Annotated in this window: 12 protein-coding genes; 8 read left to right on the top strand and 4 right to left on the bottom strand. The window is 72.8% G+C overall.

Annotated elements, in window-relative coordinates; translation table 11 throughout:
- The first annotated feature begins 26 nt into the window (after positions 1–26).
- Together ABD371_RS06390 and ABD371_RS06385 are read left to right on the top strand one after the other, a co-directional pair.
- Positions 27–314, top strand: a complete 288-nt coding sequence (locus ABD371_RS06390) for a hypothetical protein (RefSeq protein WP_344473663.1) — start codon at positions 27–29, stop codon at positions 312–314.
- Positions 315–614: 300 nt separating this feature from the next.
- Complete coding sequence (locus tag ABD371_RS06385) at positions 615–2,207, top strand: flavin-containing monooxygenase (RefSeq protein ID WP_344473661.1); 1,593 nt, start codon at positions 615–617, stop codon at positions 2,205–2,207.
- A gap of 43 nt (positions 2,208–2,250) precedes the next feature.
- Here the strand turns inward: ABD371_RS06385 and ABD371_RS06380 are convergent, their stop codons facing one another.
- On the bottom strand, positions 2,251–3,171 hold the full coding sequence (locus ABD371_RS06380; protein ID WP_344473659.1) for an AurF N-oxygenase family protein: 921 nt from the start codon (positions 3,169–3,171) through the stop codon (positions 2,251–2,253).
- Between the two features lie 197 nt (positions 3,172–3,368).
- On the opposite strand from ABD371_RS06380, the gene ABD371_RS06375 reads away from it, so the two are divergent.
- On the top strand, positions 3,369–5,219 hold the full coding sequence (locus ABD371_RS06375) for an acyl-CoA dehydrogenase family protein (protein ID WP_344473656.1): 1,851 nt from the start codon (positions 3,369–3,371) through the stop codon (positions 5,217–5,219).
- 40 nt (positions 5,220–5,259) lie between these two features.
- Here the strand turns inward: ABD371_RS06375 and ABD371_RS06370 are convergent, their stop codons facing one another.
- Positions 5,260–5,979, bottom strand: coding sequence for a response regulator (locus tag ABD371_RS06370; protein WP_344473654.1), 720 nt, complete (start codon positions 5,977–5,979; stop codon positions 5,260–5,262).
- Positions 5,976–7,235, bottom strand: a complete 1,260-nt coding sequence (locus tag ABD371_RS06365) for a sensor histidine kinase (protein ID WP_344473652.1) — start codon at positions 7,233–7,235, stop codon at positions 5,976–5,978. The genes ABD371_RS06370 and ABD371_RS06365 overlap by 4 nt, the downstream gene beginning before the upstream one ends.
- Positions 7,236–7,687: 452 nt before the next feature.
- Here ABD371_RS06365 and ABD371_RS06360 point away from each other — a divergent pair, with 452 nt between their 5' ends.
- On the top strand, positions 7,688–8,824 hold the full coding sequence (locus tag ABD371_RS06360; RefSeq protein ID WP_344473650.1) for a glycosyltransferase family 4 protein: 1,137 nt from the start codon (positions 7,688–7,690) through the stop codon (positions 8,822–8,824).
- 78 nt (positions 8,825–8,902) lie between these two features.
- On the opposite strand, the gene ABD371_RS06355 is transcribed toward ABD371_RS06360, so the two are convergent.
- Positions 8,903–9,928: a methyltransferase gene (locus ABD371_RS06355; protein ID WP_344473648.1), complete on the bottom strand. Its 1,026-nt coding sequence runs from the start codon at positions 9,926–9,928 to the stop codon at positions 8,903–8,905.
- Positions 9,929–10,182: 254 nt separating this feature from the next.
- On the opposite strand from ABD371_RS06355, the gene ABD371_RS06350 reads away from it, so the two are divergent.
- The 4 genes from ABD371_RS06350 (at position 10,183) to ABD371_RS06335 (ending at position 14,846) form a co-directional block, all read left to right on the top strand.
- Positions 10,183–10,851, top strand: coding sequence for a response regulator (locus tag ABD371_RS06350; RefSeq protein ID WP_344473646.1), 669 nt, complete (start codon positions 10,183–10,185; stop codon positions 10,849–10,851).
- A 52-nt stretch (positions 10,852–10,903) separates the two neighbouring features.
- Entirely contained in the window at positions 10,904–12,118 is a 1,215-nt protein-coding gene (locus ABD371_RS06345) for a sensor histidine kinase (RefSeq protein WP_344473644.1), read from the top strand.
- Between the two features lie 194 nt (positions 12,119–12,312).
- Entirely contained in the window at positions 12,313–13,254 is a 942-nt protein-coding gene (locus ABD371_RS06340) for an ABC transporter ATP-binding protein (protein ID WP_344473642.1), read from the top strand.
- On the top strand, positions 13,251–14,846 hold the full coding sequence (locus tag ABD371_RS06335) for an ABC transporter permease (protein ID WP_344473640.1): 1,596 nt from the start codon (positions 13,251–13,253) through the stop codon (positions 14,844–14,846). The genes ABD371_RS06340 and ABD371_RS06335 overlap by 4 nt, the downstream gene beginning before the upstream one ends.
- The last annotated feature ends 45 nt before the right edge of the window (positions 14,847–14,891 follow it).

Raw genomic sequence — 14,891 nt, 5'->3', positions numbered from 1 at the left:
CGGAGCGGCACGGATCCGGGCGTCCCGTGCCCGGCCGGACCGCGACCGTCCGGGGACAGGGCACCGCAGGATCCTGCGAGCAGGACCCGCTCTTCGAGTTCCTGCGGTCCATGCACCACTTCCTCACCGCACCGCAGAACCCCGCCGGAGTGGAACCCCCGCCGAGGCCGCAGCACCGGCCCTCGTACCGCCGGGCCTCGTACTCCCTGCCGCCCCGGGACAGCGTCCCGCCCGTCATGGCCTCCGACGACCCCGGTCCCGGCCCCGGTCCCGAACCCGGCCCTGACACCGCCCGGCCGCCGGGCCCGGCATAGGCCGACCGGGCGGCGCACCACCTGAGCGCCGCCCGCGGAGCCGTTCATCCCACACGGCTCCGCAGGCGGCATCAGGGCCTGAGCGACGGCTTCCCCCACTGGGCCCTGGCCGAGAGCCCCCTCTCCTGTCCCCCGCAGAGAGGGGGCTCCTCCATGACGGCGGTCTGCTGGACGGCCCGTCGAGCCTGTACCCGGAGTTCACCTTCGTGCCCTGATCTTCACCCTCGCGTCGCGTAGCTCTGCGTGTTCATATGGATACGCTTAGTGCTGGACGGGTGACGGCGAGGAGCGGGGGAGACGGTGCGCGGTACGGCGGACGGCCCGGTGGCGCGGCATGTGCGGGTGGCGGTCATCGGGGCCGGGTTCAGCGGTCTGGGGGCGGCGGTCCGGCTCCGGCGCGGCGGCCACCGGGACTTCGTCGTCCTGGAGCGCTCCGCCGGGGTCGGCGGGACCTGGCGGGACAACGGCTACCCGGGCTGCGCCTGCGACGTGCCGTCCCATCTGTACGCGTACTCCTTCGCCCCCGGCGCCCAGTGGTGGTCGCGGACCTTCTCCGGCCGGCAGGACATCCGTCTCTATCTGGAGACGGTGGCCGACACCGAGGGGGTGCGCCCCCATCTCCGGCTCCGCCAGGACGTCCGCGCCGTCCGCTGGAACGCGGACCGGCTGCACTGGGAGATCACCTCGTCCGGCGGCGCGTGGACGGCCGATGTCGTGGTGTGCGCGACCGGCCCGCTCTCCGCGCCCTCCGTCCCGCAGGTGCCCGGTCTCGACACCTTCCCCGGTCCGGTCTTCCACTCCGCCCGCTGGGACCACGGCGCCGAACTGCGCGACCGCCGGGTCGCGGTGATCGGCACCGGGGCGTCCGCCGTGCAGATCGTGCCCGCCCTGGCGGCCGTGGCCGCCGGGGTGCGGCTCTTCCAGCGCACACCGCCCTGGGTTCTGCCCCGGCTCGACCGGCGGGTCACCGATCTCGAACGCAGGCTGCACCAGCGCTATCCGGTGACCGCCGCGGTGCGGCGGGGTCTCCAGTGGGGGATGCGGGAGCTGGTCGGCCATGCCTTCACCCGGCTGCCGGGCGCCCTCGCGGGGTACGAGGCGCTGGCCCGGGCCCATCTGCGGCGCGCGGTCCGGGATCCGGGGCTGCGGGAGCGGCTCACGCCGGACTACCGCATCGGCTGCAAGCGGATCCTGCTCTCCAGCGACTACTACCCCGCTCTCGCCCAGCCCCATGTGGAGGTCGTCACCTCCGCGCTGGCCGAGGTGCGCGGCTCGCGGCTGATCGCCGAGGACGGCACGGGCGCGGAGGCCGACGCCCTCGTCTTCGCGACCGGCTTCCGGGTCACCGATCCGCCGGTCGCCCGGCGGATCGTGGGCACGGGCGGGCGGACGCTGGCCGAGGCGTGGCGCGAGGGGGACGGGATGCGGGCGCTGCGCGGCACGACCGTGCCCGGCTTCCCCAATCTGGTGATGCTGCTGGGCCCCAACACCGCTCTCGGCAACACCTCGATGGTGCTGATGATCGAGTCCCAGCTCAGCTATCTGCTGGACTATCTGCGGCTGCTGGAGCCCCGGCGCGAGGGCGAGGGCCGCGCCGCGCTCGATCCCCTGCCGTCGGCCTTCCGGGCGTGGAACGACGGCCTCGACGCCCGGCTCGGCCGGAGCGTGTGGAACACGGGCGCGTGCGTCAGCTGGTATCTGGACGGCGAGGGGCGCAATACGACGCTGTGGCCGGGGTCCACCGGCCGCTTCCGGCGGGCGGTGCGGAGGGTCGATCCGCGGGAGTACGAGCGGATCACCGAGGCGGCCGGTCCCGAGGCGGGCGGCGCGGAGGCGGACGGCGCGGAGGGTGCGGAGGGTGCGGGCGGGGCCGCGAGGGCGGCGGGCCGGTGAATCCGGTGGGCCCGGTCGGGCGGCCTGCGACGGCCCCCGGTTCTCAGAGCAGCCCCGCGTTCCGCCACAGCCGTCGGCCCCGGGCGTCGAAGGCCCCCACCTCTTCGAGGAGTCCGGCGACGCGGGCGGCCCCCTTGCGGAGCACCTCGCGGCGGTGCTCGCTGGCCCGGGCCTGCGCCACCGCCTCACGGGCGTCGATCCCGGCGTCGGGGTACACCAGCGGATTGATGAACGAGCGGGCGAACACCCGGCCCAGCTCGCCGGTGACGAAGCGGTTCACCCGCAGCTCCAGCCGTCCCGCGCCCGCCATCTGCCGGCGCAGCTCCTCCTTCGCGTACCGCACATGGCGGGTCTCCTCGATCACATGGATCCGGGTCACCCCGCGCACCAGGGTCTGGACGCGCTCGTCGGCGAAGGCCAGCCGCTGCATCCAGTCGACGACCTCCTCGCACAGCAGCGTGAACACCAGCGAACAGGCCGTGTTGGAGGAGGACTTGAACAACCGGGTGAGATTGTGGGTGAGCGGTGACACGGGATGGACCGGTACGCCCGACTTGGCGAGAAAGCGGGCGAACATCATGGAGTGCCGGCACTCGTCGCCGATCTCGGTCAGTGCGTAGCGCACATGGCTGCTGGTGACCGGCTTGTCGTAGATATGCCGGAGCAATAGTTGCATGACAACGATCTCGAACCAGATGCCGATGGAAGCGAGTGAAGCGCTTTCGGTGCGGGCGATGAGGTGGCGCTGCTCCTCGGGCATCTTCCGCCAGAGGGGAGTGTCATAGAGCGAAATCAGCTCCGGTGGCCAGAACCATTTGCCCTCTTCGAAGGGTGCGTCCCAGTCGAGTTCCCGGTTCGGGTCGAAGGAATGCTTCTGGCTCGCCCTCAGAAGGCGCTCGGCGACCTCCTCGCGGTCCTGGAGGGTGGGCCGTCCGGTCACGGCGTCCGGTGTCTTCGGAGTCACGGCGGTTCCTTGAATAAGTCATACGATCAGACCTGATGGCGAACTGGTGGAGTACGTACTGCCATCCGGCAAAGATCTTTATATCGCCGAGGGAAGACCGTTTCACCCGCTCACGCCATCGGCCCGGAGTTCTCTCGATCTCAAAGCCGTATGATCACTCAAACGAGGGACAGTTGTAACGGTGACCAGGACAACCCATGATCGTTGAGAGGGCCGTGTTCACCCATGCCGACACCCCAGCCTATGCCCGTGCCGACATCTCGGCCGACGCCGCCGAGCCGGTGCCGCCAGCCTGCCGTGAACTGACCGCCGTACTTTTTGACGACGGACCCGCCGAAGCTCATTCTCGCTGGCGCAAAATCATCTCGACAGAGCCCTTTCGATTCCGCTCCGACCTGAGGAAGGAAGAGCGGTGGGAGCTGTCATATGCCCGACTGCGCGCTTTCAACGAGGAAATCCAAGACCCCGAAGAGCTGGCCCGCGATCCGCGCGGTCTCGCCGCGATGCACGAATGGGCCGCGGTCGTCGACGGAGCCCTCGCCACCGTGGCCGGAATTCACTACAACCTCTTTCTCGGCAGCCTGGTCGACGACAAAACGACGGAGCGCGATCTCGGCCCTTTCCTGCGCCTTGCGCGAACAGGAACGTTCCTCTGCACCGAACGCGCCCACGGAAATGACGCGGCGGCCCTGGAGACGACCGCCGTCTACGACCGCCGCGCCGACGGCTTCGTACTCCACACCCCCAACGAGGGCGCGCGGAAGTACATGCCCAACACCAGCCCGGCGGGCGGCCCCAAGTCCGCCGTCGTCGCGGCCCGGCTCCTCGTGGACGGACGGGATCTGGGGGTCTTCCTCTTCCTCACCCCGCTGACCGACGAGAACGGCCCGCTGCCCGGGATCACCGTCGAGAGCCTCCCCGAGCGCACCGGCAGCCCGGTCGACCACTGCGTCACCTCCTTCGACCGGGTAAGGCTGCCGCGTACCGCCCTGATCCAGGGGCCGCACGGCCGGCTGCTGACCGACGGCGCCCTCCGCAGCGCCGTCGGCAGCCCCCGCAAGCGATTCCTCCTGGCCATCGGCCGGGTCACCGCGGGCAAGCTGAGCATGAGCGCCAGCACCCTCGGAGGCTGTCGGGCCGCACTGGCCATCGCCGTCCGCTACTCCGGCACACGCCACATCTCCGGCCCCACCGCGGGCGTCCGGGTGCCGCTCTCCGCCCACCGCAGCCACCACTCACGGCTGCTCAAGTCCCTCGCCGGCGCCTACGCGATGACCTTTCTGCACCGGGCGGTCACCGAGGCCTGGGTCAGCCACGAGCCCGCCGAACGCGACCGGGTCGAAAGGCTGGTGGCCGTCGCCAAGGGCTGGATCACCTGGCGGGCCCGCGCCATCACCATCGAGGCCAGGGAGCGCTGCGGCGCGCGCGCCCTGTTCCCCGTCAACGGACTGGCCGAGTTCCCCGCCAACGCCGACGGGGCCATCACCGCCGAGGGCGACAACCTCGCCATCTGGTGCAAGGCCGGGGCGGAAATGATCTTCGGCTACACGCCCGACGAACCCTCAGCCGACCGCACCGAGGCCTCCAGGACGCCCAACGCCCTGCGGGACCCCTCCTTCCTGCGGGACCTGCTCGCCGAGGCCGAGCGCCGCTGGCACCACCGCGCCCGTCTCAACCTCAGATCGGGCCCCTCGGGCGACTCCCTCGGCCGCTGGAACAACGCCTCCGGAGCCGCCCTCGAACTGGTCGAGACCCATGCCACCCTCCAGGCCGCCGACGCCTTCATCACGGCGCTCGAATCCGTCCCCCACACCGCGACCCGTGCCCTGCTCCGGGACCTGTGCGCGCTCTTCCTGCTGGACTCCGTCGCCCCCCGCGCCGCCGAACTGCTGGCCGACGGCCATCTCACCGCCGCGCAGGTCCGCGCGCTGCCGGACATCACCGAGCTGCTGACCTCCCGTCTCGCCCCGCACATGGCGCTGCTCGCCGAGGCCTTCGCCGTACCGGAGGAGCACCTGGCGGACCTGCCGATGCTGACCACCACCTAGGCCTGCCGTTCCTCCGGGCCCCGCCGGGCTCGCCCGGCCGTCAGGCGGTGCCCGGGGTGATCAGGCCCAGTTCGTAGGCGACGATGACCGCCTGGGCGCGGTCCCGCAGGCCCAGCTTGGCGAAGAGCCGGTTGACATGGGTCTTGACCGTGTGGTCGGTGACCGTCAGCCCGCGCGCTATATCGGTGTTGGAGAGCCCCTGGGCGATCAGCAGCAGCACCTCCCGCTCCCGGGCGGTGAGAGCGGCCAGCGCGCCGGTCCCGTGCGCCGGCAGCCGCGAGGGCCGCCGCCGCGCGGTGAACTCCTCGATCAGCCGCTTGGTCACCTCCGGTGCCAGCATCGCCTTCCCGGCCGCCACCACCCGTACCGCGTGCAGGAGTTCGGGGAAGGTCGCGTCCTTGAGCAGAAAGCCGCCCGCGCCCGCCGCGAGCGCGTCGAAGACGTACTCGTCCAGATCGAACGTCGTCAGCATGAGGACCCGGGTGGCCCCCGCGCCGTCCGCCATGATCGAGCGCGCCGCCTCGATGCCGTCCGTGCCCGGCATCCGGATGTCGAGCAGCGCGATGTCGGGCCGGTGCCGTGCGACGAGCCGCACGGCCTCCGCGCCGTCCGCCGCCTCGCCCACCACCTCGATGTCCTCCTGGGTGGACAGCAGATTCACGAAACCGGTCCGCACCACCGCCTGGTCGTCGGCCACGACCGCCCGGATCACCCCCGGGGACCCCGCCCCGGCCCCTTTTTCACCCTCGTACCCGCTCATGCCGTACCCCGCCTCGGCAGCTCCGCCTCGATCAGAAAGCCCCCCGTGCCGCCGTCCCGGCCGTGCCGCAGCCGGCCGCCGAGCAGGGCCGCCCGCTCCCGCATGCCGATCAGCCCGTGCCCGGCGCGCTCCGCCCGCCGAGGGGGCCCGGGACCGTCGTCCGTGATCCGCAGCGCGACCCGCTCCTCGCCGTAGTCGACGTCCACCCGGACGGAGCAGCCCGGCGCGTGACGGCGCGCGTTGGTCAGCGCCTCCTGGACCGTGCGGTACACCGCGAGTTCCAGCGAGGACGAGAGCGCGGGCCGCACCCCGGCGGTGCGCAGCTCGACCCTCCCGCCGGCCGAGCGGTGCGTCTCCAGCAGCTCGCCGAGAGCGTCCAGACCGGGCTGCGGGGCCCGCCGCCCGGCGGTGGCCCCGCTCCGCCCGCTCTCCGCGCCCTCCGTCCGCTCGCCCTCCTCGCGGAGTACGAGCAGCAGTCCGCGCAGCTCGGTCATGGTCGACCGGGCCGTCTCGGCGATCTGCCGGAAGCCGTCGCGGGCCTCGGGGGAGAGGCCGGGGGTGGTGTAGGTGGCGCTCTCCGCCCGCACGGCGATCACGGAGACCGAGTGGGCCACGATGTCGTGCAGCTCACGGGCGATCGCGGCCCGCTCGGCCACCACCGCCCCGCGCCGCTCCAGCTCCGTGAACCGCAGCCGCGCCGCCTCCCGTTCGCGCCGCGCGTCCTCCCTGCCCCGGACCGCGTCGGCCGCGCTCACCGTCGCCACGATCACCGCCGACAGGACGACCGGCTCGGCGAAGGACGACAGCACCGCCCCGGCCCGGAGCGCCGAACCGCCCGGCCCCGTGTCGTACACGCCCGTCACCAGATGGCCCCCGTGGACCAGCAGCGCCCCGGCGACCGCGCCTCCCGCGACCACGACGGGGTGCGCGGCCCGCCGGCGGGCCAGCGCGTACAGACCGGCGATCCCCGCGAGGGACACGGTGAGGAGCAGCTCCGGGCGGAGCAGGAAGTTCAGCAGCGCCGCCGCCACCGCGAGACCGGCCGGTCCCGGGTGCGTACGCCGCCACGGCAGCGGGAGGACCGCCGCGCCGAGGGTGATCAGCACGGGTACGGAGGAGATCTCGCCGAGTGCGACCTCCAGGACGCCCAGACAGAGCAGCGGGAGCACGACGATCCCCTCGCGCACGGGCGGGAGGGCGGCGGCCGACGGCCGTGGCCGCTTCGGCGAAGTCGCGGGCGGGGGACTCGGACTCATGGCGTCCATTCTCGGCTCCCCGCCCCGGGCGCGCGTCACCGCGTGGTGTGACGCCAACGCCGCGCCTCATACCAGGGGTTGATCCCCGTGGTCACCTCCTCGTGTGACGACCCGGGCCCCGCCCCGCTCGCAGACTTCCTCCGCGACCACGAGGGAGGGAAACGGATGCGCGGACAGCGACCGCGGGACGTTCGGACACCGGCCGCCCGCCGCCGGGACAACTGCTCGCCGCCCATGTCCCGTACGGCTCCGCACCGGCCGTCGGCGCGCCGGTGCACGCCGCCGCCGTCGGGACCGGCCTGCTGCGCCGCCCGCCCCGGACCCTCCTCGCCGCCGCCGACCGGCTCGCCCCGGGGCCCTGCTCGTGCCGAGGCCCCGCGTCCTGAGCGCTCCGTCCGCCCTGTCCCCGCTTGTCCCGTCCCCGCTTCCGTACGACCTCTGGCAGGCTCACCGTGTCCCGCACCCTGATCGTCACCAATGACTTCCCGCCCCGCCAGGGCGGCATAGAGACCTTTGTCCACGAGATGGCCGTCCGCTTCCCCCGCGACGGGGTGGTCGTCTACACCTCCGCCACCCCGGGCGGCGAGGCCTTCGACGCACGGCTCCCCTTCCCCGTGGTCCGCGACCGCGCCCGGACGCTCCTCCCCACCGGCCGCCCCACCCGGCGGGCGGCGGAGCTGATCCGGCGCCACCGCTGCGACAGCGTGTGGTTCGGCGCGGCGGCCCCGCTCGGCCTGATGGCCCCGGCCCTGCGCCGGACCACCGACGCGGAGCGGTTCGTCGCCACGACCCACGGCCACGAGGTGTGGTGGGCCCGCACCCCGGGCGCGCGGTCGCTGCTGCGGCGCGTCGGCGCACAGGTGGACTGCCTGACCCATCTGGGCGGTTACACCCGGGAGCGGATCGCCCGCGCGGTCGGCACCGAGGCCGCCGCCCGAATGCGCCGGCTCACCCCCGGCGTGGACGCGGCCCTCTTCCACCGCCGGGGGCAGGGGGCCGAAGTGCGCTCCCGGTACGGCCTGGGGGAGCGGCCGGTGGTGCTCTGCGCCGCCCGGCTGGTGCCCCGCAAGGGACAGGACACCCTCGTCCGGGCGCTGCGCCGGGTGCACCGCGTACGCCCCGACACGGCACTCCTGCTCGTCGGCGGCGGCCCGTACGAACGCGAGCTGCGCGAACTCGCCGTCCGGGAAGGGGTGTCGGACTCCGTCGTCCTCGCGGGCGGCCACCCCCACGAGGCGATGCCGTCCTTCTACGCGGCGGCCGACGTCTTCGCCATGCCGTGCCGCACTCGCAGGGCCGGTCTGGAGGTGGAGGGGCTCGGGATCGTCTTCCTGGAGGCCGCCGCCGCGGGCCTGCCCGTCGTCGTCGGCGCGTCGGGCGGCGCGCCCGACGCCGTACGGGACGGCGAGACGGGCTTCGTGGTGGACGGCCGGAGCGTCCCCGAGCTCGCCGGGCGGCTGCTGGAACTGCTCGGCGATCGCGAACTGGCCCGGAGGATGGGGGCCGATGGCCGGTCCTGGGTCCGCTCGGAGTGGGGCTGGGAGCAGCGGTACCAGCAGCTGGCCGGTCTGCTGCGCGGCGAGGCCTGACGCCGCCCGCCCCGGGCCGCGTCAGGCCTCGCCGTCCTGCCGTCCTGCCGTCCTGCTGTCCCGCCGGCCTGCCGGGTCTCAGCGCGGCCGGGCCTCGATGATGTACAGCCCCGGCCCGTCCAGCGCCAGGGTGCTGGTGTGCTCGTACCCGGCCTGGTCGAGGAGGGCCGCGTACTCGGCCTCGGTGCGCTCCCGGCCGCCGAGGCCGAAGAGCATCACCATGTCCAGCGAGGCGGCGAGGCCGGGCTCCGGCTGCTCCGGAAGCACCGCCTCCACGAGCAGCAGCCGTCCGTCGGGGTCACTCTGCGCCCGACGGCACTCCCGCAGGATCGCCAGCGCCTGTTCGTCGTCCCAGTCGTGCAGGATCCACGAGAGGAGATGGGTGCCCGCCGAGGGCACGGCGGAGAAGAAGTCGCCCGACTTCACCGTCGCCCGCTCCTCCAGCCCGGCCGCGTCCAGCGCCTTCCGCGCGTCCTCGGCCAGCTGCGGCAGGTCGAAGACGGTGCCGGTCGCCCCGGGGTGCTGGGTCAGGATCTCCGCGAGCAGATGCCCCAGACCGCCGCCGATGTCCACGATCTCGCCCGCGTCGCTGAAGTCGTAGGCGGCGGCCACCGCCCGCGCGGTCCGCTGGGTGAAGCTGACCATCGCGCCGTTGAAGATCGCCCCGTCCTCGGGGTTCTCGGCGAAGTGGCCGAAGTAGGTGTTCCCGAACCGGCTCTCGAACGAAGGCCGCCCGGTCCGCAGCGTGACCATCGGATCGTCCAGCATCCGGTACGTGATCCGGTACATCAGCCGGTACCACGAGCGGAGCGACTCGGGGTGCCCCGATTCGAGCACGGCGCTTTTCTCCGTACGCGCGTACGCCCCCTCGTCCGTGAGCCCCAGCACACCGCCCGAGACCAGCGGGCGGAGCATCCTCTTCAGCGCGTCCGGCTGCGAGCCGGTCGCCTCGGCGAGCACGGCGAGCGGTACGGGCGCGTCGGCCACCAGGTCGGGTATGCCGAGTTCGACGGCGGTCTGAAGGGCCCGTTCGTTGAGGTATTCCCAGGACTGGGCGAAGAGTGTGTCGATCGTCGTGGACGACGAAGACGATGAAGTCGTCATGTGCCGAGCTCCTTGGAGAGAGCGGACCGGTCTGGTCGGGAAGCGTCCCCGGACCCCGCCGCCCGGGGACCGGCCGCATCGGCCGCTCCCCTCGGGCGCGGGGCATGCGCAGGAATATGCCCGAACGTGGTCAAAGATCGGTCAACGCCTCTGCCGACGAGGTGACTTGGGCGCTTGGAGCCCCCACGCGGCCCAACGGGGGCGGCCCGGGAGACAGAATCCGTTCCCGCCGCCGTACGGCATAATTCCCGACCGTGACCATTCGCTTGCTGATCGCCGACGACCAGGAGATGGTCCGCCGAGGATTGCGCCGCATCGTGGAGAGCCAGCCCGACATGGAAGTCGTCGGCGAGGCGGCGGACGGCGTGAACGCGGTGGAGATGGGACGCGCCCTCAGACCGGATGTGGCCCTGGTGGACATCAGAATGCCGCGGATGGACGGCCTGGAAGTCACGCGGCTGCTGGCCGGCCCCGCCGCGGCCGATCCGGTCCGGGTCGTCGTGGTGACGACCTTCGACCTCGACGAGTACGTCTATCCCGCCCTGCGTTTCGGCGCCTCGGGGTTCCTGCTGAAGCGCTCGGGGCCGACGCTGCTGGTCGAGGCGGTCCGGGCGGCGATGGCCGGCGACAGTCTGATCAGCCCGTCGATCACCGTACGGCTGCTGGAGCATGTCACCGGCCCCACGGCGGGCCGCCGCCCACGGCACCGTGATCCGGTGCTGACCGGGCGGGAGGTGGAGATCGCCGGGAAGGTCGCCGAGGGCAAGACCAATGCGGATATCGCCGGTGAGCTTTTCATCTCCGCCGGTACGGTCAAAACCCATGTCGCGAGCATTCAGCGGAAACTCCAGGTCCGCAATCGGGTCGGTATCGCGGTGCGCGCATGGGAGCTGGGGTATGCCACCGGGCGGACCCCCGGCTGAAATCGCGTTCGCCGTCCGCGCACCCCGGGGGAATGTGCGTAGCCTCGCCCTCATGGATGACGAGGCCCCTCCCCGGCGAAAGCGGCGCTGGTGGTGCGGTGTCGCCGCGGCGATGACGATCGCCCCCGCCGTCGTGGCACCGCCGAGCGCCTACCCGCTGGCGGTCATGGCCGCGCTGACGCTGACCGCGGCGATGCTCGCCCGTCCGTCCGGCCGGATCCCGCTGGACCGGGCGGCGGGCGCCGCCGCGGCGCTCTCCCTCGCCGTGGACATCGGCCACTTCGGGCCGCCCGGCCCGGTGCTGTTCTGGTACCCGTTCGAGACGGCCGCGCTGATCGTCCTCCTGGCGCGGGCGGTACGCCATGTGCCCGTCCCCCGGGTGGGCTTCGTCGGCCCGCTGACCGGTGCGGCCGTGATCCTGCTGCCGCTGCGCTTCACCCTGCACGCCCCCGGCGCCGGGCTGAAGGAATCGCTCTTCCTGTGCTCGCTCGCACTGATCCCGGCCGGCTGCGCGACGGGCGTCGGGCTCTATCTGCGGTCGCTGGACAACCGCCGCGCCCACGCCGTGGCGCTGGCCCGACGCGAGCAGCGACTCGAAGTCGCGCGCGATCTGCACGACTTCGTGGCCCACGAGGTGACCGGAATCGTCCTGGAGGCCCAGGCCGCGCAGCTCGGCGAGGACACCGGCGGCACTGGTGGCACTGGTGGCACCGGCGGCACCGCCGGCGAGGAACACCGCGCCCTGCTGCAACGGATAGAGAAGGCCGGACTGCGGGCGCTGGACTCCATGGACCGGACCGTGACGGCGCTGCGCGAGGCGGAGGGCCGCAGAGAGGACGAGCCGCCGCCCACCCGGCTCCACGGCCTGGCGGATCTGCCCGAACTCGTGGACCGCTTCTCGTCCATGGGCACCGCCGAGGTCACGCTCTCCCTGGAGACGGAGACGGCCGGCATCCTCTCCCGGGAGGCCGAGGACACCGCGTACCGCGTGGTGCTGGAGTCGCTGACCAACATCCGCCGGCACGCGCCGCGGGCCGACCGGGTCCAGGTGCTGGCCGGCCGTACCGCCGACCGGTCCGTGGAGATCTCGGTCACCGACCGCTCCGATCAGCGGGTCTCCACCGGGCCGGGGAGACGCGCACACGGCGGTACGGGCCTGGCGGGCCTCGCCGAACGGGTCGGCACCCTGGGCGGCACGCTGGAAGCGGGCCCGTCCGGGAACGGATGGCGGGTCAGTTGCCTGCTGCCCGCGCCCGCTGTCCGCTGACCGGATACCCGTGACCGGATATCTGCCGATCGGCAGATGTGCCGACCGCTCCGCCCCGCGATCCTCTGACGAGTGCACCACCCGGCGACTCTGGAGGAACCGATGCTGTTCTCAGACACCGTCCCGAAGGACGGCGAGAAGACCGAGAAGACCGAGAAGGCAGCGAAGACCGACCTGAGCGGGAAGAGCTGACCATGCTCGACCTCGTGAACCTCACCAAGGTCTACAAAGGCGGCAAACAGGCCGTCACCGATCTGACGTTGCGTCTGGAACCGGGCATGATCGGCCTGCTGGGCCCGAACGGAGCCGGCAAATCGTCCCTGATGCGCATCGCCTCCACGGTCACCCGGCCCACCGCCGGACAGCTCCTCTTCCACGGCGAGGACGCGGTCGCCAGGCCCGACGCGCTGCGCCGGTCCCTCGGCTATCTCCCGCAGGACTTCGGCGTCTATCCGAACCTGACCTCCCGCGAGTTCCTCCGCTACCTGGCGGCGGCCAAGGGCCTCTCGGCCAAGTCCGCCAAGGCCCGTATCGATGAACTCCTGGAACTCGTCAATCTCACCGAAGCGGTCAAACGCCCCCTGGGCAAGTACTCCGGCGGCATGCTGCGCCGGGTCGGCATCGCCCAGGTGCTGCTCGCCGACCCACAGGTGATCATCGTGGACGAGCCGACCGCGGGCCTCGACCCCGAGGAGCGGGTCAGATTCCGCAATCTGCTGAGCGATCTGGCGGCCGACAAGGTCGTGATGCTCTCCACCCACATCGTCTCCGACGTCGAATCGGTCGCCTCCGACATCGCGGTGATGTCCGGCGGCCGGCTGCGCCACCGGGGCACCCCGGAGGGCCTGCTGCGCTCGGTGACCGGCCAGGTGTGGGAGATCCTGGTCGACCCCGCCTCCGTACCGGCCGTGCAGGCGCGGTACACCGTCAGCCGTCTGGTCCGCACGACCGAGGGCGTCCGCGTCCGGCTGCTGTCGCGGCAGTCGCCGCGGCCGGACGCCGTACAGCTGACGCCGGACCTGGAGGACGCCTACCTGGCCATCGTCCGGGGGTCCGCGGAGGAACTCGCCGCTCCGGGTGCCGCTCCGGGCGCAGCTCCTGGCGTCCTTCCGGGCGCGGGCGGTGCGGGGCGATGACGCGCACACTCACCGCGCTCGCGGTCGCCGACTTCCGCGACCGGGCGCGCCGCCCCGCGTACGCCGTCATCCTGGCCTCGGCCGTCGCTCTCGGGTACGTGGCCGTGCCCGACTCGGACGCCCAATGGGTGATCATGCAGATCGGCGATCACCGGGGCAGCTACAACAGCGCCTACGTCGGCATGGTGACGGCCCTGGCCGGCGGCCTGTGGATCACCCTCGGCGGCTTCTACGTCGTCCGCAACTCCATCGAACGCGACCGAGGCACCCGCGTCGGCCAACTCCTCGCCGCGACCCCGCTGCGCACCTGGGCGTACCTGGCCGGCAAGTTCCTCAGCAACCTCATGCTGCTGTCCTCCATGCTCGCGGTGCTCGCGGCCACCGCCCTGATCATGCAACTCGCCCGCGGCGAGTCGCACCACATCGACCCGATCGCGCTCTGGCAGCCGTTCGTCCTCATCGCGCTCCCCCTCGTCGCGCTGACCGCCGCCTTCGCCCTCCTCTTCGAATCGCTGCCGCTGCTGCGCACCGGCCTCGGCAACATCGTGTGGTTCTGCGCCTGGACGGCCGTCGCCACGGGCGGCCAGGGCCCCGGGCTGCCGTTCGACGGCATCGGCGTCAACAGCGTCGTGCGGTCGATGTACGCGGACCTGACCGCCCAGGGCATCGACGTCGGCGGGGAGTTCAGCCTCGGTCTGACCTACCTCGACCAGCCCCTCGCGCTGTTCACCTGGAACGGCTTCACCCCGACCGCCGACTACGCCCTCGGCCGGGCGGCACTCCTGCTGATCGCCGTCCTCGTCGCCGTCCTCCCCGCGCTCTGGTTCCACCGCTTCGACCCGGCACGGGGCCACCTCTCCACGGCCCCCGCCCCCGAGCGGAACCAGACCGACGCCCTCGTCCGGCCCGCCCTCATCGACGAGACGGTCCCCTCCCGGCCCACCCTCGCGCCCCACCCGCTCACCCCGCCCCGGCCGGGCGCGGTGACCCTCCGCCTCTGGGCCGGCGAGGTCCGCGTCCTGCTGCAAGGCGTCCGCCGCCGGTGGTGGGCCGGCACCGCCTGCCTCACCCTCGGCGCGCTCGCCTCCCCGGACCTCCACGGCGTCGTCCGCGTCCTGCTGCCGCTCTCCTGGCTCTGGCCCATCCTGATCTGGTCCCGCCTGGGCACCCAGCGCCACGAACACCACCTCGACGCCCTCCTCGCCGCCTACCCCTCCCCCCGCCGCCGCATCCTCGCCGAATGGTCCGCCGGCCTCACCGTCACCGTCGCCGCCGGCCTCGGCCCCCTCGTCCGACTGCTCACCGCCGCCGACTGGCTCGGCCTCGCCGGCTGGGCGACCGGCGCCCTGTTCATCCCCTCCCTGGCCCTCGCCCTCGGCACCCTCAGCCGCACCCACCGCCTCTTCCAGGCCGTCTACCTGCCCCTCTGGTACAGCATCGCCAACGGCCTCCCCGTCTTCGACTTCATGGGAGCCCTGCGCGACAGCAACGCCCTGGCCGCCGCACAGCCACCGATGACCCTCGCCGTCTCCGCGGCCCTCCTGGCCGTCGTCCTCACGACCGGCGCACTCCGCCGCCTCGGCCGGGACTGAAACCCTCACCGGCCCGCCCGGCCAGCAAAAAGACCCTCCGCGAGG

The organism is Streptomyces amakusaensis (genome assembly GCF_039532665.1).
In the GTDB taxonomy this organism is placed as follows: domain Bacteria; phylum Actinomycetota; class Actinomycetes; order Streptomycetales; family Streptomycetaceae; genus Streptomyces; species Streptomyces amakusaensis.
This window is presented reverse-complemented; position numbering and strand designations above follow the sequence as displayed.